The organism is Nocardia sp. NPDC004718, assembly GCF_053601535.1.
The window spans coordinates 1-20,277 of the sequence record NZ_JBSGCA010000058.1; the positions used below are offsets into that span (position 1 = coordinate 1).

Below are 20,277 nucleotides of genomic sequence, written 5' to 3' on the forward strand. Positions count from 1 at the left end.
CCTGGCACAGGTAGCTCGAGTAGGAACCGCCTTCATAGGTGATCTGGGGGTCGCCGGTTGCGCGGCGCACGGCGGCGCGTTGCTCGGGCACCTGACCACCGTCGACGCGGCGCGCGACCTGGACCTGCTGCGCCGGGCCGTCGGCGACCCCCAGCTGACCTATGAAGGCGGTTCCTACGCGAGCTACCTGGGCCAGGTGTACGGCGCGCTGTTCGGCGATCGGGTGCGCGCCCTGCACCTGGCGTCGATGATCGACCCGGACGCCTACACCAACGACACGCGCATCTCCATCGAGACCACCGCGGCCGGGACCGAGGAAGTGCTCGATGAATTCCTGCGGTTGTGCGCGGACGCGGGCCGGGAGCGCTGTGCCTTCGCGGCGCAGGACGGCGACGCGGTCGATCCCGGCCGCACCACTGACCTTCGCGCTCGCAATGACGCTGTGCTGCAACGTCTTCGCGACGCGCCGCTGGTGGTGGGGACCGGGGAGCGAGCGCGCACGGTCACCTACGCCGAGGCGCTGTCGTCGCATGCGCTGTTGCTGTACGACCCGGACGAGGGCTGGCCCGCCCTGGCCCAACTGCTCGCCGAACTGGAGCGCGGCCCTTCGGGCGATCCCGACACGGTCGGCCGGATCCTCTCGGCCGCAACGCAACCGTATGACTTCCTCGACTCGTTCACGGCGATTTCCTGTGCGGACAACAACTTTCCGCGCGACCCCGCCCAATGGCCTTCGCTCGCACAGGATCTGGCGCGTGTCAGCTCCACTCACGGCCCGCTCTGGCTGTGGCTGCACCAGGCTTGCGCCTCTTGGCCGTCGCCGCCCGAGGGGTATGCCCAGCGATACACCGGTCCATGGATCCTGCGATCGGACACCCCAGCCGTGCTGGTGAACAACCGATTCGACCCGGTCACCCCACTCAGCGCCGCGCGGCGCGCGCAGCGGGAACTGGTGAACGCCCGGTTGGTCGTCGTCGAAGGCGGCTACGGGCACGCTGTGCTCGGCGAATGCGCACGCAAACTGCGCGAGCGCTATCTCGTCGACTTGCAGCTGCCCGCCCCGGGAGCGACCTGCCGCGCGGACGAGCTGCCGTTCGAGCGATAGCGAAAACGGATATCTGTTCACAAATCGGGAATACCGGTAATCTGCGCACGCTAAGCCTGATGATGGAAGGTGACCGGTGCGTAGACGTGCCTTGTTCAAGGCGGCTGGCACGGCCGCCCTGCTCGGTGCTGTGGGAACGATGACGAGGACGGGCGCGGCGTCCGCGGATCCGATGTGGGAGGCCCTGTTCCACGCCTGGGTGCCGGAGATCTTCGCCCCGATTCCCGACCCGCCGGAGCACTCGCCCGCGATCGTCGTCGGCTCGGGCTTCGGCGCCGCGGTCTCCGCGTTGCGCCTGGCCGAGGCCGGGGTGGCCACCACCGTGCTGGAGCGCGGTTCGCGCTGGCCGAACGACCCGTGGCGGGAGATCTTCACCGGCGACGACCTCCCGGACGGTCGCGGCTTCTGGCACCGCACCAACTTCACCGGCGTCACCAAGGTGCCGATGCATTTCGCCAGTTTCGGCGGCGTGCTGGACTGCACCGAGTATCCGGGCATCGACGTCTGGCGCGCGGCGGCCGTCGGCGGCGGCTCGGTGATCTTCAGCGGCGCCATGATCGCCCCGGAGCGCCGCTTCTTCGACCACGTCTTCGGTGGCGGCGTCGACTACGGCGAGATGGAGCGCGTCTACTACCCCCGCGTCCGCCAGATGTTGCGGCTGAGCCCGATGCCCGCGGACATCTACAACTCCTCGCCGTTCGCGCACTCCCGCGCCTGGGACGACCAGGTGCGCAAGGCAGGCTATCAGCCCCAGGCCAACGACTCGATTTTCAACTGGGACATCCTGCGCGCCGAATTGGCCGGAGCCTCGAGGGCTTCCGCGACGGCGGCCAGGAGCAATCTGGGCAACTCCAACGGCGCCAAGTTCGACCTGAATCAGAACTACCTGGCATACGCACAGGGCACCGGCCGGTGCGGAGTCTTCCCCGGCCACCGAGTCGACGCCATCGCGCAGGAATCCGGCGGCCGCTTCGCGGTCACCGTGGCGAAGCTGTCGCCGACCGGTGACGTGTTGTCCACCCGCACCCTCACCTGTGATCGGCTCTTCCTCGGCGCCGGGTCGATCGGTACCTCTGAACTACTGGTCCGTGCGCAGGCCACCGGCGCGCTACCGAACCTGAACGAACACGTCGGCGACGGCTGGGGCACCAACGGTGACGTGGTCCTGGCCCGCGGGGCCAGCGCGCTGGCCGGTCAGGGCCAAGGCGTGCCGAGCGCGAGCCGGATCTTCGACGAGTCCGCCGTGCCGCTGACCCTGGAGAGCTGGTACATCCCCGGCATCCCGTTCGAGACCGGGGCGCTCGCCTCGCTCGGCATGGTGCTCGACTCGACCCGCACCCGGTTCGGCTACGACCGCGCCACGAACCGAGTCGGGCTGAGCTGGTCGGTCAAGAACCGGGACGAGACGGTCGCGCTGGCCCGCGCGGTCGACCACCGGATCGCCGAACGCGCGGACGCCCTCGTCGAGTACAGCGCCCTCGGCTACGACGCGAACGCGCTGTTCACCGCGCATCCACTCGGTGGGGCGGTGCTGGGGCGCGCCACCGACGGCTACGGCCGGGTGCACGGTCACCCCGGCCTCTACGTGATGGACGGCGCCGCGATACCCGGCAGCACCGGAACGGTCAACCCGTCGCTGACCATCGCCGCGCTGGCCGAACGCAATATCGAGGCGATCGTTCGCGCCGGTCGCTGAGATTCGCCTGCGCCGGGCGAAGCGTTCGCCCAGCGCCTTTTCCGGGGGTATCGCCAACCGTGCCGAGCGTGCTTTCCGCGTACTAATGTCGGCGGCACCGTTCGGCGTCGAAGGGAACCGCAGTGTCCGCTCCCAGTTCGGGTATCGAGAACTCCTCCGTCGAGCGATACGGTCTGCGGGACGCACCGGAGCCGCAGGACTATCCGCGCAAGCCGCCCATGCTCTGGACCGATTTCCTGATGCTGGCGCTGGCCATAGTGTCCGTGGCGCTGGTCGCCTGGATCACCTTCTTCCCGGTCTCCGGGCACACCTACCACGTGGTCGTGGTCGTCGACTGGACGTTGTGCGGGGTGTTCGCGATCGAGTTCCTGTGGCGCTGGCGCCGCGCGGGCTGGCCGTGGACCTTCCCGTTCATCTATTGGTACGAGGTCGTCGGCATGATTCCGGTGACCAGCCCGTTCTTCCGCGGCTTCCGATTGTTGCGAGTCCTGGTGATCGGCGTGCGGCTGGCCCGGGTGGCCGACCGGGTGTTCGGCGACCGGGTGACCGCCGCGGTGGTGAACCGGTTCGTGGCGACCATCGTCGACACCATCCGCCGTCCGATGACGATCGCGGTGATGGACGAGGTGGCCGAGGTGCTGCGCACCGGCCACTACACCCGCAACATCGCGGCCGCCCTGGAGGAGAACCGCGCCGAGCTGGACGAGATGATCGTGGAGTTGATCAAGAAGGACCCGCAGGCGGGACGGGTCCGCTACATCCCGTTCCACGACGAGATCATCCGGCTGATCGCCGACACCACGTTCCGCATCGTGTTCCAGGTGCTGGAGGATCCGCGCACCGACGAACTCGTCGCGGACGTACTGCGGGAGAACATCGATCAGATCCGCGACGCGGTTCGCGACGGTGTGCGGGTGCCGCCGTCCGCGTACGGGCCCACGCCCGACGAGGACTGCGTGCGGCATCGGCTCAATCAGGTACCGCGTGCCTGATCGCGTCCCGCGGCTGTGCCAAACGCACGGTCTCCCAAGCGATCAGCGCGACCAAGACGCCGCACAGCAGGGCCAGCGAAGCCAGCGCGGGCAAGGCGCAGGCCAACGGGATGAGCGCCAGCAGCACCACGATGGCGACCACCCGCGGCGCCGTGACGGTGCGCGTGGCGTAGTGCTTGAAACCCACCAGCGCGATCAGATACAGCACGACGCCGCCGTAGAGGGCGTAGAGCGGAATTCCGTACAGCGCGTCCTTCAACGTGTGGTGTGCGGAATCCCCGACGTAGTACAGGACTTTCTTCAGCCCCAGCGACAGCGCGATGATCCCGACGATCATCGGGAAATGCCAGAAGGTGTAGGACGCCTGCGCGATCTTGATCTGCCGTTTGCCCTCGGCATGGACCAGTTCGTGCTCCACCGCCAGGGCCGCGACGTCGAAATACGCCCACCACAGCAGGCCGGAAATGGCGAGGCCGAGCAGCGAGCCGAGCGCGATCGGCCAGGAGATCGGCAGGCCGGCCACCCCGATACCGATCGAGACGATCGATTCACCGAGCGCGACGATGATGATCAGCCCGTATCGCTCGACGAAATGGGTGGCCGAATTCAACCGCCAATCGGTGCCCGCGAACAGTGTCCAGAGGTAGTCGCCCGCGATCGCGGCGATCCACAGCGCGATCTGCACGCGACCGGTGGTCATGGCGGCGACGACGAGCAATGTGGTGCCGAGGGTGATCGACCCGAGCGCCCAGCGCAGCAGCTGGCCCCGCAATTGCGCATCCTCGGAACTGGCCAGCCAGAACATCCCGAGATGCACCAACCGCACGATCAGGTACGCGACGGCGAAGACCAGCGGGCCGAACCATCCTCCGGCCAGATCTCGGAACGCCTCCGGGATGGTGAGCGCGGCGAGGAAGGCGCCGCCCATCGCGGCGAACATCGCGACCCGCGCGATGCCCTCGTCGGCGCGGACCACGTTGCCGAGCCAGGAATAGGCGATCCACAGCCACCACATCACCGCGAGCACCAGCAGCCCGCGCAGCATGTTCTTCGCGCTGGTCTCCTCCGCGACCAAGCCGGTGACCATGGTGAACGCGAAGACGAGCACCAGGTCGAAGAACAACTCGAGCTGGGTCACCGACGCGCCTTCGGCCATCGGCTGGAACCGCACCCGTTTGGAACCGATCATGCGCTCATCGTCGCACCCCCACCGATTCCGCGCCGGTCCGCTGCTTCGCCCGGCGGCCGATTTCGCGCAGAGCGCAGCCGTCCGCGCTATACGGGTTGATAGGTCTCCGTTTCGGGGAACCGCTCGGCGAAATCTATGAAGCACTCCACGACCACCTCGTTGGCCTTACGGAAAGTGCGTTTGAGCAGAAATCCGGGAACCGGCAGGGGCAGATAGAGCTCGACGTGGTACCAGACGTGCGTGCCGTCGACGCTGTCGGTCACCTCGAAAAAACCGCCGCCCCGCACGCCCCTGGTGCTGTCGGCGACGATCCAGGAGGACCGGTCGTCGGTCCAATCATATTCCAGCACTTGCAAATCCGCGCTGCCGAGCAGCTCCGCCTTGAGGAAGACCCGCCGGGGTCTGCGTCGTGCGTCGCGGGTCGCGACCCGGACGTCGCTGTAGGAGGTCGACCATTCCGGAAGCGCTTCGACGTCGGTCAAGGCGTCCATGACCTGTCCGGGATCGGTGTCGACGAAGAATCGGATATCCGTTTTGGTGCGCATGGCATACCTCCGACACCCGGATGGACAAGTCCGGCCGATTGTCTCCGTGATTTGTCCGGTTCGTCAACCTGACTGTGCCAGACCACATCTCGGTTACCTGGATAACGTGCCGTTATCTGCTCGAGATCGGCGATCGGGCAACCGCCGGAACAACTTCCGTCCGGAAGGACGGGCTCGGCCGAGGTTCGCGCGCCTACGATCGGATCCGAATGGGCGCCGGTATCCGGCGCCGTCGGTACGGGCGGGAGGATGTCATGAAATACGCCGATCTGCTGGCGCAGGCGCGCGACGCGATCACGGTGCGCCGGGTTTACGGCGACCCCTACGAATCCGGCGGCGCGATAGTCATTCCCGCCGCCTCGGTCGGGGGTGGCGGTGGCGGTGGCGGCGGTACCGGGAACAGCGCCGACGGGGATGGCTCCGGTGAAGGCGTGGCGTTCGGTGTGGGCGCCAAGCCGGTCGGCGCTTACGTGCTTCGCGACGGTCGGCTGACCTGGCATCCGGCCGTGGACGTCAACGCGATCATCGAGACGGCGGGCAAGGTGCTGATCGCGGCCATCCTGGCTTTCGCGCTGGCCCGGCGCGCCAAGCGAAGCGCCTGAGCGAGGCGGGCGGAGTTCCCCGTCGGTGAGCGCCGGGCCGGGCGCGGGCGAGGCCGCCCAGCGCTCGGCCCGGCGCGGCGGTCATTCCGACGGGGCGGGCTCGACGATCGCGTCGGGCCCTGGATACACCAGTGACTCGTGACCGTCGGAGAAGCGCACCACGTAGGGCGGCGTCCCGTCCGGCCCGCGGACCTCGATGATCTCGGCCAGGTGATCCACTTCTCCCACCACGTGTCCGTGCACGCAGAGTCGATCTCCTACATGTGCCATCATCGCCCCATTATCGAACGGAGTGCTGCGCGTCACAACCGTTCGGAAGGCGCGCGAGATCGGCTGCCGCTGTCCTCGCCGCTCACGGGCTCGATCCAGGCGTCGACGGGTGCCACTACAAATGGAGTACGGTCGAATCGGTGGAGCGCGAGCCGGTGGAACTCATCCGGGAGCTGTAGCGGCGGGACGGCTTGGACGGTTCACCCGGGCCTGATGGCCGGGTCTTCGGGGCGAATTCCCGCCGCGGTCCGGCTCAGCTCGCGTCTGTGAGGAACGACAGCCGCACCTGCCGGTCCGGGTTGTCGACATTGAGATCGACCAGCGCGATCGACTGCCAAGTACCGAGGGCGAGCTTTCCGCCGAGTACCGGAACGCTCGCGTACGGAGGGATGAGGGCGGGCATCACGTGCGAGCGCCCGTGTCCGCGCGAGCCGTGCGCGTGCCGCCACCGGTCGTCGGCGGGCAGGAGATCACGCAGCGCGGCGAGCAGATCGTCGTCGCTGCGCGCGCCGAGTTCCATGATCGCGATTCCGGCCGTGGCATGCGGCACGAAGACGTGCAGCAGCCCGTCACCGCCCGCTTCTCGCGCGAATGTCGCGCACTGCGGCGTGATGTCCTGTACCACTTCACTGTGGCCCGTTCTCACCTCGAGCAGCGTGCTCTTCATGCGTCCATCGTCCCCCATCCGCGGCGGCTCGCGCGGCGCGATCGGGATCGGATGCGGCTGTGTGCTTTTCCACAAGCCGGGTAGGTAGCGGCAAAACCGCTGGCCCCGGCCGGTACCCTGGATGACTGTTACCAGCTTGTTGTCGATCTTGGAGGACCCTGTCGTGGCTCTCGTGGTTCAGAAGTACGGAGGATCCTCGGTAGCGACCGCCGAGCGGATCCGGCGCGTCGCTGAACGGATCGTGGAGACCAAGAAGCAAGGCCACGACGTGGTGGTCGTCTGCTCCGCCATGGGTGACACCACCGACGAGCTGCTCGATCTCGCTCAGCAGGTGGCGCCGTCGCCGCCGGCCCGCGAGATGGACATGCTGCTCACCTCGGGTGAGCGCATCTCCAACGCGCTGGTCGCCATGGCCATCCACTCCCTCGGCGCGGAGGCCCGCTCGTTCACCGGCTCGCAGGCGGGCGTGATCACCACGGGCGCGCACGGCAACGCGAAGATCATCGACGTGACCCCCGGCCGCGTCCGCGACGCACTGGACGAGGGCCTCGTGGTGCTGGTAGCCGGCTTCCAGGGCGTGAGCCAGGACAGCAGGGACGTCACCACGCTGGGCCGCGGTGGCTCCGACACCACGGCGGTCGCGCTGGCCGCCGCGCTGGCCGCGGACGTCTGCGAGATCTACACCGACGTGGACGGCGTCTTCACCGCCGACCCGCGGATCGTGCCCGACGCGCAGCGGCTCGAGCAGGTCTCCTACGAGGAGATGCTGGAACTGGCGGCCTGCGGTGCCAAGGTGCTGATGCTGCGCTGCGTCGAATACGCCCGCCGCTACAACGTGCCCGTGCATGTGCGCTCGTCCTACACCGACAAGCAGGGCACCTACGTTTACGGATGGATGGAGGACATCCCCTTGGAGCAAGCAATCCTCACCGGCGTCGCGCACGACCGCAGCGAGGCCAAGGTGACCGTGGTCGGCCTGCCCGACGAACCGGGCTACGCCGCCAAGGTGTTCCGCGCCGTGGCCGACGCGGAGATCAACATCGACATGGTCTTGCAGAACATCTCGAAGGTCGAGACGGGCAAGACCGACATCACTTTCACGCTGCCGAAGACCGAGGGCGCCCGCGCGGTCGAGATGCTGACCAAGCGCCAGTCCGAGATCGGTTTCTCCCAGGTGCTCTACGACGACCACATCGGCAAGGTGTCGCTGGTCGGCGCGGGCATGAAGAGCCACCCCGGCGTCACCGCCAAGTTCTGTGAGGCGCTGGCCGAGGCGGGCGTCAACATCGATCTCATCTCCACCTCCGAGATCCGGATCTCGGTGCTGGTCAAGGACACCGAGCTGGACGAGGCGGTCAAGGTTCTGCACAGGGCGTTCGACCTGGGTGGCGACGAGGTCGCGGTGGTCCACGCGGGAACGGGGCGATAGGTCATGGGTGTTCGCGTAGGAGTCGTCGGCGCGACCGGGCAGGTCGGCGCCGTGATGCGGAAACTGCTGGAGGAGCGCAACTTCCCGGCCGACGAGGTGCGGTTCTTCGCCTCGGCTCGTTCGGCGGGCAAGACGCTGCCGTGGCGCGGCCGCGAGATCGTCGTCGAGGACACCGAGACCGCCGATCCGTCCGGCTTGGACATCGCCTTGTTCTCCGCGGGCGCCACCATGTCCCGCGTGCAGGCGCCGCGCTTCGCCGCCGCGGGCGTCACGGTGATCGACAACTCCTCGGCGTGGCGCAAGGATCCCGAGGTCCCGCTGGTGGTCAGCGAGGTCAACCCGGAGCAGGCGCGCAACCTGGTCAAGGGCATCATCGCCAACCCGAACTGCACCACGATGGCCGCCATGCCGGTGCTCAAGCCGCTGCACGACATCGCAGGTCTGCGCCGCTTGATCGTCTCCAGCTACCAGGCGGTCTCCGGCAGCGGACTGGCCGGTGTCGAAGAGCTGGCGAGCCAGGCCCGCGCGGTGATCGCTGACGCCGAGAAGCTGACCCACGACGGCCGCGCCGTCGACTTTCCCGCGCCGAACAAGTACGTCGCGCCGATCGCGTTCAACGTGCTTCCGCTGGCCGGCTCGCTGGTCGACGACGGCTCTGGCGAGACCGACGAGGACCAGAAGCTGCGCAACGAGAGCCGCAAGATCCTCGGCATCCCGGATCTCGCGGTGAGCGGCACCTGCGTGCGCGTGCCGGTCTTCACCGGCCACTCGCTCTCGGTGAACGCCGAATTCGCCGAGCCGCTCGCGGTCGAGCACGCCAAGGAGATCCTGGCCAAGGCTCCCGGCGTGAAGCTGGTCGACGTGCCTACCCCGCTCGCGGCGGCGGGCGTCGACGATTCGCTCGTCGGCCGCATCCGCCAGGACCCTGGCGTGCCGGACGGTCGCGGGCTCGCGCTGTTCATCTCCGGCGACAATCTGCGAAAGGGCGCCGCGCTCAACACCATTCAGATTGCCGAGGTACTGGTCAGCGACCGCTGAGACGTTTCTCGATCGAACGGGCCGTGGACTTTCCGCGGCCCGTTCGTCGTTTCCCGCATTCGCGCGACCGCGCCCAGCGTGGATGAGGCTGCCGGTGCGGTGGGCGGCTTCATGTCGCTGGTATCCGCGCTGTCCTGGTCGCCGATCGAGCGGCCTGCCGGAGGCGCTTCGGCGACGGATCAGCGGGGCCGCAGTCCGTCGAAGACGACGGCGAAGGTGCGTTCGCGCTGCGTGGGGGTAGCGGCGGTGCCGTGGGTGGCGAGGAAGGCGCAAGGCCTCGCCCGGCGCGAGGCGGGGCTGTTAGCCTGCGCCGATGGCGAATCCTCATCCTCACGTGTATCTCGGCGACCGGATCGTCGCGGCCGAAGCGGCCACGGTGGGCGTCGCATCCTCGGCGGTGTTGTACGGGCTCAGTGTCTACACCGTGTTCCCGGTGCATGTGGATGGGGCAGCGCGTACGGCATTCCGTTTGGACGACCATTTCCGCCGGCTCGAGGAGTCCTGCAAGATCATCGGTATCGATCGATTCGCGCAGGAGTGGGATTACGCGCGTTTCCGCGCGGCCATCGTGGAGCTGATCGCCGCGAACGCTCCGCGTGAGGACGTTTTCGTGCGTGCGACGGTGCACGTGGTCGAGTCCATTCCGGGGACGCGGGTGCGGGGCTGCGCCATTCGGGTCAGCATCTTCGTCTACGACGCGGTGCCCATCGTGCCGCAGGACGGCATGCGCCTGAAATCCAGTCCATGGCGGCGCATTCCGGACAACGCGATCCCCTCCCGCGCGAAAGTCAACGGCGCGTACGTGAACTCGGTGCTGGCCAAGCAGGACGCGATCGACAGCGGCTACGACGACTGCGTCTTCCTCGACGGCAACGGGCACGTCTGCGAACTCAGCGCGGCGAACATCTTCCTGGTCCGCAACGGCACGTTGATCACGCCGGACGTTTCCTGCGACATCCTCGACGGCATCAACCGCAGGACCGTTCTCACCTTGGCGGCGGAGGACGGCATCCCGGTGGTGGAACGCACCGTGGATCTCACCGAGTTGTACATCGCCGACGAAGTGTTCGTCACCGGCACATCATCCGGTGCCGCGCCGGTCGTCGAGGTGGACGGCCGCCTGGTCGCCGACGGCGTTCCCGGCCCGATCTCCCAGGCGCTGCGCAAACGCCACCATGCGGCGTTGCGCACCGACGACGGGCACGGCTGGGTCACGGATCTGTCCGCGACCAGGTAGCGGCTCGTTCAGCGGATGGCCGGGGTGCGCGGGTCGGGTCCCAGGCAGACCAAGATGGCGCAACCCGGCGGGGTGTCCGCGAACGGCGGATCCAGCGGGTGGCTCAGGCAAGCGAAGACGTTGCAGCCCGGATAGGCGGCGGGACCGAGGCCGAATACCGCGATCAGGATGTCCGTGTCGACGAAACGGCGTGGGTCCAGCCGCAGCGGCGGCTCGACGTACGGTCCCGGGTCGGGTACCGGCCGGTCGTAGAACGCGTCGAACACTTTGCGGAAGAACTCGTAGGGCAATTCCTGGGTGTTCTGCACGACTCCGGATACGCCCTGGCTGCTGACGTTTCCGAAGACGCCGGTCCACACCACGGTGAGGTCGAGGCTGGGTATGACGAAGACGTTCTGCATGCCGAGGCCGGCCATCGCGTACACGTCGGCGGGCAGGAAGTCGGCGATTTCGGCGCAACCGCCACCGAGCCAGAACAGGTAGCCGTAGCACGCATTCGTGGGTGAGGGCGTGCGCGCCTTGCGCAGGTAGTCGCGGGAGACGATCTGCTGCGCTCCCCAGCGCCCGTCGTTGCTCACCAGGAGTCCGAGCTTCGCGAAATCGTTCGGCGGGATCATCAAGTGCGCGTAACCGTAAGTGTGCCCGGATCGGTCCTGAGCCCAGTAATAGTCCCCGCGAGGAATTCCGAGCGGATCGAACAGTTCGCGCTGCGCGAAATCCTGCAGAGGTTCGCCGACGGCCAGCTCCAGCACGTAGGCCAGGAGATCGACGTTGCGCTGGCTGTAGGTGAAGACGGTGCCCGGCGGGTTGTCCAGCGGCACGCCCAGCGCCTGCACCGCGCTGTCCGGGTCGACCGGGATCACGCCGGTGACGCCCTCGGTCAGCACGCCGACCCGCATGCCCGAGGTCTCGGTGAGCAGATTCTCGACGGTGATCGACCGGTGCTCCGCATCACCGAGCCCGGCGGGCAGATAACGGTCGATGGGCGCGTGGAGATCGAGTTTTCCTCGGTCCCAACCGATTCCGGCGAGCAGCGAGACGACGCTCTTGGTCGCACTCCAGATATTCCACGCCACGTTGCCGGTCTGGTCGTTCGTCGGTCCCTCGCCGATGAGGCAGTTGTGCCGGAACATCTGCACATTGAAGCGGTTTCGGCCGTTCGCGAAGATCAGCGCATCCCGCAGTTTCGCGGAATCCAGACCGACTTGTTCCGGTGCCGCCCGCTCCAGGTCGCGCCCCGAGGTGACCGCGCACCGCACCTCGTCGCCGGTCGCGGCGGTCGCGCCTCCGGCGAAGACGTTGCCCGCCACCAGCGAAACCGCCGCGATTCCCGCCAGGAATCCACCGAAACGCCCCATGTGCAAAAGGCTAGCGCCCTTTGGCCTGTTCACGCGGTAAACAGGCGGGAAACTGGACGGCTGATATTCGTATCGAGGCGTGGACCGGACACGTGCGCGCGCCGGGTCGGTGGACAAGCCCCGGCTCCTAGCGGTAGCGCTCACCCAGCGCATACAGCGCCGCGCCGAGGACAAGCGCGCCGAGCCCGGTGAGAACGGAACCGAGGGGCAGTGCGAATCCGACGACGACGCACCCCACCGCGCCGACCACGGGAATCCATCGGGGCGGCCGATTCTCCTCGACGGTCAGTGTGGCGGCGGAGAGGTTGGCGATCAAGTAGTAGAAGAGCACCGTGAACGAGGAGAACCCGATCGCCGCGCGTACATCGAAGAGCGCGGCGACCACGGCGACGATCGCGCCGACCACCAGTTCGGCGCGGTGCGGCACCGCGAACCGCGGATGCACGGCGGCGAGCGCGCCCGGCAGATAGCGGTCCCGCGCCATGGCCAGCATCGTGCGGGATACGCCGAGGATCAGGGCGAGCAGCGATCCGGCCGCCGCGAGCACCGCGCCGATCCGCACCACCGGCGCGGCAGCGGGGACGCCCGCCGCGCTGACCATTCGCGCCAGCGGGTCGGCCGCATCGGCCAGTCCGGCGGAGCCGAGCACGCTCAGCGTCGCGACCGCGACCAGCGTGTAGACCGCGAGCGCGAGTGCGAGTGCGATCATGATGGCGCGGGGGATGGTGCGTTGCGGTTCGCGCACCTCCTCACCGAGCGTGGCGATGCGCGCGTACCCCGCGAACGCGAAGAACAGCAGTCCCGCCGCCGTGAGCACGTCGTGCGGACCGACCCGGCCGGGCAAGGCGTTTGCCGCCGAATGCGTTCCGAACAGCCCGATCACGATCACCACGGCGAGCACCGCGAGCACTACCGCGACGAGCACCCGAGTCGCGAACGCCGACTTCTGCACGCCCGTGTAATTGATCGCGGTGATCGCCACCACCGCGCCCACCGCCACGGCGTGCGCCTGCCCGGGCCAGGCGTAGCTACCGACCGTCAGCGCCATAGCCGCACAAGAGGCCGTCTTCCCCACGACGAATCCCCACCCCGCGAGATATCCCCAGAAAGGTCCGAGCCGCTCCCGCCCATACACATACGTGCCGCCGGAAACCGGATATCGCGCCGCCAGCCGCGCCGACGACGTCGCATTGCAATACGCCAGCACCGCCGCCACCGCGAGCGCCACCAGCAACCAACTCCCAGCCGACGCGGCCGCAGGCGCGAGCGCCGCGAATATCCCCGCACCCACCATCGCCCCCAACCCGATGACCACCGAATCGGCAAGCCCGAGCCGTCGACGCAAAACCCCATCTCGCGACGCCATTACCGCATCCTCCCCCACCACCCCCGCCCTCGCAGCGCGACTCCGCGAGTGGCACATGGCTGCGGGAGAACGTGAGAAGCCCGCACAACCATGTCCCCCTCGTGGAGTGGGCCCCTGGAAGCGACAGCGCCGCCAGGTCGGAATGACCTGGCGGCGCTGTGGGCTGGGACACCGTGCTGGTGTCTGTAACCGTCGACGCCCCACAAGCGCCTCTCGGCGGGTGGTCGCTCGTAGCGACAAAGGGTGCGGCCCGGGGCTGTCCGGACGCCGACGGTGGGGTGTCGACGTCCCACAAGCGCCTCTCGGCGGGTGGTCGCTCGTAGCGACAAAGGGTGCGGCCCGGGGCTGTCCGGACGCCGACAGGGGGTTCAACCACGCACTTGCGGAAGCTATTCCGGGAAGAATTTGTGACGCTCGCCACTCAGCGCGTCGATGTGGTGTGCCGCGCGGCGCGACCCGTTGTGGAGGTATTTTCTGGAGTGATTCCAATCTCTTTTCTTGACTGATTCCAGAAGACAGCCAGAATCGAATTATGCACACCAACGGCACTGCTCCCCGTGAGTGGCTGCGAGCAGCGGGTTTGCGGGTCACCGCCCCGCGGCTCGCGGTACTGGACGCGGTCACGGCACGGCCGCATTCGGATGCCGACGCGGTGGCCGCCACCGTTCGGCAAACGCTGGGCTCGGTATCCACGCAGGCTGTCTACGACGTATTGCACGCTTGCGTGCGCGCCGGAATCCTGCGGCGGATCGAGCCCGCGGGTTCGTCCGCGCTGTACGAGACCCGGATCGGCGACAACCACCACCATCTGGTGTGCCGCAGCTGCGGTGCGGTCGTGGATGTCGACTGCGCCGTGGGCCGAGCCCCATGCCTGGACCCTTCGGACGCGCACGGATTCGTGATCGACGAAGCCGAGGTCGTCTTCTGGGGACTGTGCCCGTCCTGCCATTCCGAGTAGCGGTCCATACACCCGGGTCGGTCCCATCCCGGGAAACGATGATCAGCGCCGCGGGCGAGCGTTTCTGGGTCGAATACCACTTCAAGGCGGACCAAGGCATCGAGTTCCTGACCCAGTCCGACGCCGACCGGATCGCGGGCGAGGACGCCGATTACCACCGCAAGGACCTATGGGAGGCGATCGAGCGCGGCGACTTCCTCAGCTGGACGGTCTATGTGCAGGTCATGCCGGTCGCGGAGGTCGAGGGCCACCGGTTCAACCCGTTCGACCTGACCAAGGTGTGGTCGCACAAGGACTACCCCCTGATCGAGGTCGGCAAGTGGACGCTGAACCGCAACCCGCGCAACTACTCCGTCGACATCGAGCAGGCCGCGTTCGAGCCCTCGAATGTCGTTCCCGGCATCGGCTTCTCGCCGGACAAGATGCTGCTCGGCCGCGTCTTCGCCTACGCGGACGCGCACCGCTACCGCATCGGCACGAACTACGCGCAGCTGCCGCCGAACCAGGCAAGGGCGGCGGAGGTGAACTCCTATTCCAAGGAGGGCGCCATGCGGTACTACTACAACGAGCCGAATGTGCCGGTGTACGCGCCGAATTCGTTCGGTGGGCCGCACGCCGACCCGGAAAAGTCTCAGGACGACGGCATCTGGGTCTTCGATCCGGCCATCGTGCGAGCCGGTTGCATCCAGCATGCCGAGGACGGCCACTTCACCCAGGCGGGCACCCTCTTGCGCGAGGTGTTCGATGACGCGAAGCGGAAGCGGTTGGTGGACAACGTCGTCGGCCACGTACTCGACGGTGTCCGAGAGCCGGTGCCGAGCCGGGTCTTCCAGTACTGGAAGAACGTGGACGCCGATCTCGGCAAGCGTGTCGAAGACGGCGTGCGCGCGGGGCGCGACAGCTCGCAGGGCTGAGGAATCCGGATCGAAGGCAGGTGTGCTGCGCCGCGCACCTGCCTTCGGCGTGTCCGGCCGATCCTGTTTGCCCGGTAGGTGCTCGGATGTCAGAGTGAAGACATGTCTCGGCTGACACGCGACTACCGGGTGGCGCTGGCCGCCGCATTGGCGCTGCTGGCCGGTTGCGGTGCCGAAATCGATGCGACGCAGCCGATCACGACGAGCGTCGAGGCGGGTCCTGCCGCGAACGCGCGCGTGGCGGATCTGGAGGCTCGGTACGGGGCGCAGATCGGGCTGTTCGCGGTGGACACCGGCACCGGCAGGACGGTGACCCACCGCGCCGACGAGCGTTTCCCGTTCCTGTCCACCTTCAAGACGCTCGCGGCGGCCGCGGTGCTGCGTGCGCATCCGCTCGACACGGGATACTTCGATCAAGTGATCCGCTTCCACGAGGCGGATCTGGTCGACAACTCGCCGGTGACCAGCGCCGAACTGGCCGACGGGATGACGCTGGCGCGCGTGGCCGAGGCCGCGATCACCCGCAGCGACAACACCGCGGGGAACCTGTTGCTGCGTGAGATCGGCGGCCCGGCGGGGCTCACGGCGTTTCTCCGCGCGCTCGGTGATCCGACGAGCAGGCTCGACCGCTGGGAGACCGAACTCAACACCGCGATCCCCGGCGACGAGCGCGACACCACCACTCCGGCCGCACTGGCCGCGGACTACCGCGTCTTGGCGTTGGGCGACGCGCTCGGCGCCCGGGAACGTGACCAGTTGGCCGCCTGGCTGAAGGCGAACACGACCGGTGGCAAGCGCATCCGCGCGGGGTTGCCCGCCGAGTGGGTCACCGGCGACAAGACGGGCACCGGCTCCTACGGCTCCGCCAACGACGTCGCGATCGTCTGGCCCGGAGGCGGCCGGGCGCCGATCGTGATCGCGATCATGAGCCGCAAACCGGCCGAGGACGCCGAGGTGAACAACGACCTGCTGGCGGAAGTGACGAAGGTGGCCGTAGACCGGCTCCGGTGACACTCGCCGGGTGAGTCGGCCGGAGCGGACTCCGAAGGTTACGACGACTTGTAGTAGACCTGGCCGGATCAGGCGGCCAGGCTCGGTCACCTACAGCAGGCCCCACCAGTAGAGCAGGGTCGCCAGAATCCAGACCACCACGGTTTCCATCGTCGCTCCCAATCTTCTTGGCGCACTTGTGACCATCATCCCGTGATCCGGGGCCGGGCGGTAGGCGCTTGCGGGGTCACCGCTCGGTCAACCCGCTCATCTGCGATTTCGATCTTGCAAGGTGTTCTTAAGTGCGCGCCAAGCCCGCCCCTGCATTCTTTGTCTCGCGGGAGGGACATACCCAGCACCGCGGGTGCGAACCGAGGAACGGCCTGTCTCGAGGGGTGACAGGCCGGAACTCGGGGGCGGTGTCCGCCGGGCCGGTCTACGAGGGGTGGCCGGCCCGGCGGACGCGGGACGCGGAGCGGTCGCTCGCGCTGGCTCTTCCTGGAGCTGACCGGCAACGAGACGGTGTTGCCGCTGCCGAAGGTAACCCACGAGCGTGCGGCGCCGGGCCCGACGCGAGGCAGGCGCGGCCGGGCTGGTCGTGAATGGTGACCGGCCGGCCGACCTGAAACAGGTTCTAGACAGTATTCTTGATTTGTCTTACGGTCGATACATGGTGGATGTTGCGTATCGGACGGCTCCGGTTTTCGAACTTCGTTCCGGTCCTACTTGGGCCTCGCCGTGGGAGATGTACGCGGCACTGCGTGAGCACGATCCGGTGCAGCACGTCGTACCGGCCGCGCGACCGGAGAACGACTACTGGGTGCTCACCCGGCACGAGCACGTGTACGCGGCGGCGCGCGACAGCGACACGTTCTCCTCCCGCGACGGGCTGACGGTGGAATACGGCGAGCTCGACGAACTCGGCCTGACCGACAACCCTCCGCTGGTGATGCAGGACCCGCCGCAGCACACCGACTTCCGCAAGCTGGTCGCTCGCGGATTCACCCCACGCCAGGTCGAGGAGGTGGAACCGGTGGTCCGCCGCTTCGTGCGCGACCGGCTCGACGCCATCGCGGCCCAAGGCGGCGGAGACATCGTCAAGCAATTGTTCAAGCCGCTGCCGAGCATGGTGGTGGCGTATTACCTCGGGGTGCCGGAACAGGACCGGGCGAGGTTCGACGGCTGGACCGATGCCGTCGTCGCGGGCAGCATCGACCGGACGAACACCAAGGCGCAGGCGGCGTCGGCGGAGATGATGGGCTACTTCGCCGAGCTGATCAAACGCAGGCGCACCGACCCCGGCGGCGACACCGTGTCCCTGCTGGTCCAGGCGGGAATGGCGGCCGACGACACGGACGTGCGCGGGTTGATCCAGATCCTCGCCTACACCTGGACCATGGTCGCGGGCGGCAACGACACCACCACGGGCCTGCTCGGCGGCGCCGTGCAACTGCTGCAACAGCGCCCGGACCAGCGCGCGGCGCTCGCCGCGGAACCCGACCGCATTCGCGTCGCGGTGGAGGAGTTCGCCCGGCTCACCGCACCGGTGCAAGGGTTGGCGCGGACCGTGACGCGCGATGTGGAACTGGCCGGGAAGACGGTGCCCGCGGGGCGGAAGGTGTTACTGGTGTTCGGGTCGGCCAACCGGGACGAGCGGGCGTTCGGCGCCGACGCCGACGAGCTGGATATCGACCGGAATCCGCAGCGCATCCTCACCTTCGGGCACGGGCCGCATCACTGTCTCGGCGCGGCGGCCGCGCGGATGCAAGCCCGTGTGGCGCTCGAAGAGTTGCTCGATCGCTTCCCGGAGTACGTCGTCGACATCGACGCGGTCGAGTATGCGAGCGGTCCGTACGTCCGCAGGCCGACTACTGTGCCGTTCCAGTGCGGGGCGTGACCACGGAAGACCTCGTTCGCGCCGGAAGGGACACGGCATGAGTGGCGATTGGCTGGCCGACGGTCGCGCCGAATTGGCCGGTGAGCGCATTCTCGACGCGGTGCGCGCGCTGTTCATCGACAAGGGCGTCAGCGGGGTCGGCATGGCCGAAGTCGCCGACGCCGCGGGCTGTTCCAGGGCGACGCTGTATCGCTATTTCGAGAATCGGCAGGCGCTCTACGTGGCGTTCGCGGGCCGGGAGGCGCGGCAGCTGGTCGAGCGGGTCTGGCGGGACCGGGCGGAGCCCGCGAGCCCGGAGCCCGGGGCGCAACTGCTCGACACGTTGACCGCACTGTTGGCCGAGGTGCGCAAGACGCCGCATCTGGCGGTCTGGTTCGAACCGTCCAACGCGGGAATCGTGGCCCAGCTGGCCAATTCGCCGGGTGTGGTCGACGCGCTCGCCACGGATTTCGTCGCCGGATTCCGTCCTGGGTTGCCCCCGCTCGCGGCCGAGCGCGTCGGCCGGTGGGTGGTGCGCGCGATGGTGTCGTTGCTGACGCTGCCCGGCGCGGGAGAAGACGAGGAACGAGCGATGTTGCGCACCTTCGTGCTGCCGTTCCTGCTCGACGACCGGACCGTGATCGACTGACGCCGGTCGTCGACCGGAGCCCCACGGGACTCCGGTCGAAGCGCGGGCCACGGGTTCAGACGGTCGCTGCCGAGTAGTCGGGCAGGTCGTAGGTCTCGGTCTTGCTCAGCATCCGCATCATGACCGGTCGCATCGCCTTCGACATCATCATTTTGCTGAGGGTGTGGCCCGCGCGGATGCCGAAGCGCGACTTGGGCGTCATCGCGTTCAAGCCGCCCGGCTGCAACTGCTGGGCCGTCTTCACGAAGGGGCGCAAGACCTCTTCGTAGCGGGCCAGGCCCTGTTCGGGGTTGTCGGCGTGCGCGGTGAGCTCACCGGCGAGCACGTACGCGCCCACCAGTGCCATCGCGGTGCCCTGCCCGGTGAGCGGGGAACCGCAGTACCCGGCGTCGCCGAGCAGGACCACCCGGCCCTGGACCCAGCTCGGCATGTCGATGCGGGCCAGCTCGTCGAAGTAGAAGTCCGGCGCATCGGTCATCGCCGCCGCGATGCGAGCGGACTCCCAGCCGCCGCCGGCCAGGCGCTCGCGGATGAACTGCTGCTGTGCCGTGACGTCCCGCCGCAGCGCGGGATCCGCCGCGGCGCGGATCACGACGAGCGCTTTGCAGGTGGCCGGGTCGGCGTCGGAGCGCATGCCCAAGCCGGTGGCTCCGACCAGCGAATGCATCGTGAACCAGTGCGGTTCCAGGTCTTCCGGTCGCGGCAGCGTGAAGAACGACATGTATCCGCCCAGGTACGTCGCGAACTGCTCCTCCGGGCCGAACACCATCCCGCGGGTAGCGGAGTGCAGCCCATCCGCGCCGATCACGATGTCGAATCGCTCGGCCGCGCCGGAAGCGAAGGTCACGTCGACGCCCGCGTCGTCCTGCCGGATGTCGGTGATCCACTCGCCGTAGCGGTAGTCGACGCCGCCTTCGGCGGCGAGCAGGTCGAGCAGCACCTGGTTGAGGTCCCCGCGGGTGATCTCGATTTCGGCGACGGCGCCCTTGCCGTCGAAGAGTTCGGCGGGCATGCGGAGGATTTCGCGGCCCGCGTCGTCGACGTACTTCATGCCGCGCTCATCGAGCTGATAATCGCGGATGCCGGGCATCATGCCCATCCGCTCGGCCACCTCGCGGCTGGGTCCGCGCAGGTCGACGGCCTGCCCGCCCGGTCGCGGCGCCGCGGCGCGCTCCACCACGGTGGCCCGGATGCCGGACCGGAGCAGTTGCAGCGCGACGGCATTGCCGCCGATGCCGCCGCCGGCGACGAGCACGCGGAGCTGGCTGCTTACGGACTTGGCGCTCATGACTTTTCCTCGACTCCCAGGTGTTTGTCCAAATGTCTTAGACATATGTCTAACACGACTCTTACACGAATGTCTAGTACAAATGTCTAAACGACCCCGAACGAGAAA

Annotated in this window: 18 protein-coding genes and 1 pseudogene; 12 read left to right on the forward strand and 7 right to left on the reverse strand. The window is 68.0% G+C overall.

The genetic code is table 11. The annotated features are described in order from the left end of the window. The 3 genes from ACWEH3_RS30410 to ACWEH3_RS30420 all read left to right on the forward strand — a co-directional run. Positions 1 to 1,105 (forward strand): alpha/beta hydrolase (locus ACWEH3_RS30410; RefSeq protein ID WP_452358435.1); only part of this gene is annotated, 1,105 nt, incomplete at its 5' end. Positions 1,106 to 1,181: 76 nt separating this feature from the next. Continuing rightward, positions 1,182 to 2,801, forward strand: a complete 1,620-nt coding sequence (locus tag ACWEH3_RS30415) for a GMC oxidoreductase (protein ID WP_450025479.1) — start codon at positions 1,182 to 1,184, stop codon at positions 2,799 to 2,801. Positions 2,802 to 2,923: 122 nt separating this feature from the next. Continuing rightward, the gene (locus tag ACWEH3_RS30420; protein WP_450025481.1) at positions 2,924 to 3,793 is read left to right on the forward strand and encodes an ion transporter; all 870 of its coding nucleotides are present in this window, start codon (positions 2,924 to 2,926) and stop codon (positions 3,791 to 3,793) included. Here ACWEH3_RS30420 and ACWEH3_RS30425 read toward each other — a convergent pair. Together ACWEH3_RS30425 and ACWEH3_RS30430 are read right to left on the reverse strand one after the other, a co-directional pair. After that, a complete protein-coding gene (locus ACWEH3_RS30425) occupies positions 3,771 to 4,982 on the reverse strand; it encodes a low temperature requirement protein A (protein ID WP_450025483.1) in 1,212 nt (403 codons plus the stop codon). The two genes, ACWEH3_RS30420 and ACWEH3_RS30425, sit on opposite strands and share 23 nt — an antisense overlap. Positions 4,983 to 5,068: 86 nt before the next feature. Then, positions 5,069 to 5,527 (reverse strand): SRPBCC family protein, encoded by a 459-nt coding sequence (locus tag ACWEH3_RS30430; RefSeq protein WP_450025485.1) that lies wholly within the window; start codon positions 5,525 to 5,527, stop codon positions 5,069 to 5,071. A 254-nt stretch (positions 5,528 to 5,781) separates the two neighbouring features. Here ACWEH3_RS30430 and ACWEH3_RS30435 point away from each other — a divergent pair, with 254 nt between their 5' ends. Next, positions 5,782 to 6,129, forward strand: a complete 348-nt coding sequence (locus tag ACWEH3_RS30435; protein ID WP_450025487.1) for a sporulation protein — start codon at positions 5,782 to 5,784, stop codon at positions 6,127 to 6,129. 81 nt (positions 6,130 to 6,210) lie between these two features. On the opposite strand, the gene ACWEH3_RS30440 is transcribed toward ACWEH3_RS30435, so the two are convergent. Together ACWEH3_RS30440 and ACWEH3_RS30445 are read right to left on the reverse strand one after the other, a co-directional pair. Beyond that, entirely contained in the window at positions 6,211 to 6,402 is a 192-nt protein-coding gene (locus ACWEH3_RS30440) for a DUF1918 domain-containing protein (protein ID WP_450024093.1), read from the reverse strand. A 250-nt stretch (positions 6,403 to 6,652) separates the two neighbouring features. Continuing rightward, a complete protein-coding gene (locus ACWEH3_RS30445) occupies positions 6,653 to 7,066 on the reverse strand; it encodes a YjbQ family protein (RefSeq protein WP_450024091.1) in 414 nt (137 codons plus the stop codon). A 163-nt stretch (positions 7,067 to 7,229) separates the two neighbouring features. On the opposite strand from ACWEH3_RS30445, the gene ACWEH3_RS30450 reads away from it, so the two are divergent. The 3 genes from ACWEH3_RS30450 to ACWEH3_RS30460 all read left to right on the forward strand — a co-directional run bounded on the left by ACWEH3_RS30450 (position 7,230) and on the right by ACWEH3_RS30460 (position 10,770). Further along, a complete protein-coding gene (locus ACWEH3_RS30450) occupies positions 7,230 to 8,495 on the forward strand; it encodes an aspartate kinase (protein ID WP_450024089.1) in 1,266 nt (421 codons plus the stop codon). 3 nt (positions 8,496 to 8,498) lie between these two features. Continuing rightward, a complete protein-coding gene (locus ACWEH3_RS30455; RefSeq protein WP_450024087.1) occupies positions 8,499 to 9,533 on the forward strand; it encodes an aspartate-semialdehyde dehydrogenase in 1,035 nt (344 codons plus the stop codon). A gap of 313 nt (positions 9,534 to 9,846) precedes the next feature. After that, complete coding sequence (locus tag ACWEH3_RS30460; protein WP_450024085.1) at positions 9,847 to 10,770, forward strand: aminotransferase class IV; 924 nt, start codon at positions 9,847 to 9,849, stop codon at positions 10,768 to 10,770. A gap of 8 nt (positions 10,771 to 10,778) precedes the next feature. Here the strand turns inward: ACWEH3_RS30460 and ACWEH3_RS30465 are convergent, their stop codons facing one another. Then, on the reverse strand, positions 10,779 to 12,128 hold the full coding sequence (locus tag ACWEH3_RS30465) for a serine hydrolase domain-containing protein (protein WP_450024083.1): 1,350 nt from the start codon (positions 12,126 to 12,128) through the stop codon (positions 10,779 to 10,781). A 127-nt stretch (positions 12,129 to 12,255) separates the two neighbouring features. After that, positions 12,256 to 13,494, reverse strand: a complete 1,239-nt coding sequence (locus ACWEH3_RS30470) for an APC family permease (protein WP_450024081.1) — start codon at positions 13,492 to 13,494, stop codon at positions 12,256 to 12,258. Between the two features lie 532 nt (positions 13,495 to 14,026). Between ACWEH3_RS30470 and ACWEH3_RS30475 the strand changes: the two genes are divergently transcribed. From ACWEH3_RS30475 to ACWEH3_RS30495, 5 genes and pseudogenes are all read left to right on the forward strand, one after another. Beyond that, positions 14,027 to 14,452: a Fur family transcriptional regulator gene (locus tag ACWEH3_RS30475; RefSeq protein ID WP_450024079.1), complete on the forward strand. Its 426-nt coding sequence runs from the start codon at positions 14,027 to 14,029 to the stop codon at positions 14,450 to 14,452. A 41-nt stretch (positions 14,453 to 14,493) separates the two neighbouring features. Then, positions 14,494 to 15,366: pseudogene (locus tag ACWEH3_RS30480) on the forward strand (catalase); the annotation flags it as partial. A 102-nt stretch (positions 15,367 to 15,468) separates the two neighbouring features. After that, positions 15,469 to 16,377 carry a class A beta-lactamase gene (gene bla / locus ACWEH3_RS30485; protein WP_450024077.1) on the forward strand — a complete coding sequence of 303 codons (909 nt, stop codon included), beginning with the start codon at positions 15,469 to 15,471 and terminating at the stop codon, positions 16,375 to 16,377. A gap of 649 nt (positions 16,378 to 17,026) precedes the next feature. Continuing rightward, complete coding sequence (locus tag ACWEH3_RS30490) at positions 17,027 to 18,253, forward strand: cytochrome P450 (RefSeq protein ID WP_450024075.1); 1,227 nt, start codon at positions 17,027 to 17,029, stop codon at positions 18,251 to 18,253. Positions 18,254 to 18,290: 37 nt separating this feature from the next. After that, positions 18,291 to 18,881 (forward strand): TetR/AcrR family transcriptional regulator, encoded by a 591-nt coding sequence (locus ACWEH3_RS30495; protein WP_450024073.1) that lies wholly within the window; start codon positions 18,291 to 18,293, stop codon positions 18,879 to 18,881. A 55-nt stretch (positions 18,882 to 18,936) separates the two neighbouring features. On the opposite strand, the gene ACWEH3_RS30500 is transcribed toward ACWEH3_RS30495, so the two are convergent. Then, positions 18,937 to 20,169: an FAD-dependent monooxygenase gene (locus ACWEH3_RS30500; protein WP_450024071.1), complete on the reverse strand. Its 1,233-nt coding sequence runs from the start codon at positions 20,167 to 20,169 to the stop codon at positions 18,937 to 18,939. Between the last annotated feature and the right edge of the window lie 108 nt (positions 20,170 to 20,277).